This is a genomic window from Paenibacillus sp. NRS-1782 (assembly GCF_050467685.1).
Taxonomy (GTDB): domain Bacteria; phylum Bacillota; class Bacilli; order Paenibacillales; family Paenibacillaceae; genus Paenibacillus; species Paenibacillus terrae_A.
In genome coordinates, this window is sequence record NZ_JBITPH010000071.1 from 1 (window position 1) to 1,912 (window position 1,912).

Sequence of the window (1,912 nt, forward strand, 5' to 3'; positions counted from 1 at the left end):
ATTTTCCCGGTTCATCCGGGGTTTTATGGCACGGCAGCAAGGAACCAGTTAACCAACGGAAACATGAACAGCCTGTGTGGAACCCTTGCGCGGTTTAATTCCGAAGCGTTCCATATTAGGATAATGGAATCATTGTCCAATTTTTTTGTTGAACAATTACAATAAAAGACTTATAATGTAAATGTATATAACTACCTGTAAAAAACTTTATTGATCATGAATGCTCTAATAGCTTCTATACATACTGGTTGATTGATAAAGTACACAGGTTAAAAAAATCAAAGAAAGTGGGCTTATGAGTATGAAAAACATTAAAAAAGCTTCATTATTATCTGTTTTGTCTTTAGCTGTTGCAATTCCATTAACTGCTTCTGCAGCAGCCACTACGGAAGTTACACCAGCTACAACTGATTCAGCAGCAGTTTCCCAATCTGCAAACACATCGACCGATGTGAATACACCAAAACCGGGGGATCATGTTATTACTCCACAAGCTACTGATGGACAAATTGTCGATCGTCCAGTAGCTGGATTTAATGATTCTGCTGATTTTGACGTTAAATCAGGGTATGGATATGTAAGGTTGTACTTGAGAAACACAGGGAACACTACTATAACTTTTACTGTGAATCAGGGAAGTGCATCTGGTGCGGAAAAGTACAGTGGAACAGTAAAACCTGGTAAAACATTCGATGAAATATTAAATTCAAGCAAGCCATGGACTGTAGGGAAATTTTATGTTAGTTTAAGTAGTGGTTCTGGTTCCATGTCTGGAAAACTTGGAGTTCGGACTAGTACTAATACGAATTTTTAAATATAATTGCTGGGAAAGCGGGCCAATGAGGCTCGCTTTTTTTGTTGGGGGTGATGTTCATGAAGAAAAGCCCAATATCAGGAATATGTATGCTTTGCAATGACCCTAACCCGAACCCGGAGCATACAACGATGGGCGCATCCTTTTGTGATACATGTTGGGATGTCATGAAATCTGGGGATGAGGACAAATTGGGTGAAAGGATCGTTTGGGACAAGTGATATCAAGAAAGTGAGCAAAAGCCAGCTTATTATGGTTTAACTGCCCATTTTCCGGTATTGTCCGGTTTCCGTACTTTGACGGCCATTTCTGGCGATCAGTAAAATGGTCTTATCATTCCTCTCTAGTAACTAAGTACAAATGCTTTTATGCAACTTTAAAATTTTGAAAATATTAGCCTACATTCAGCAAGATTAATTTGTATATGTTAATCGAAAATTTTAAAACGATATTCCTAGCCAGTTATTAATATAAATTGATTACGTGTATGAATTCTGCTGAATGTATAAATAATCTATTTGTGGGATAGGGGAAACTCTCCAAATATTTTCCTTCGTTTCGCTTGAGCTGCACTTCGGACAAATATTTGCTGCCGCCGTTTCCCCTCCCACACCCAACCCCATTGCGGCTTATTAAGTTCACTTTCGCAACTCCAATCATCCCTTTACTCTAAAATTCATGGCTGAACAAATATATTCAATCCCATCATAGCCTCCCTACGGGCTGACAAGCCCATTCTATAAATTCATCTACAAACATGTTTCCTATTCTCCATCCGTTTGTTTCCAATTTTATAACACCAAATTCCTGTCTTCGCTTCAATTTCTCCAATATAATAGCGGATTTTTAAAAGCTGTTTCCATGTTTCCAGTTTTGAGCACTCCTTATCATATATACACTCCTCACCAGCACATAATATTCGATCAAATATTATTATATGTATTTCTCTCAAGAGTTAAAAAAACAGGAAACATGGAAACAAACTCATAATTCTCTATGTAAACAAACTATTTTTCCGTTTCCAATTGTACTCAAAACAGAAAACGAACAGGAAACAGATGGTGCAAACAGGAAACATTATATTTTGATACCAAACCA

Annotated in this window: 1 protein-coding gene; it reads left to right on the plus strand. The window is 37.4% G+C overall.

Annotated features, from left to right (window positions below):
- The first annotated feature begins 301 nt into the window (after positions 1-301).
- Entirely contained in the window at positions 302-814 is a 513-nt protein-coding gene (locus ACIFQM_RS23565) for a hypothetical protein (protein WP_430066262.1), read from the plus strand.
- Positions 815-1,912 lie beyond the last annotated feature (1,098 nt).

Excerpts from the sequence above, each read along its gene's own strand:
- ACIFQM_RS23565 (WP_430066262.1), top strand. The coding sequence starts at position 302 with ATGAAAAACATTAAAAAAGCTTCATTATTATCTGTTTTGTCTTTAGCT.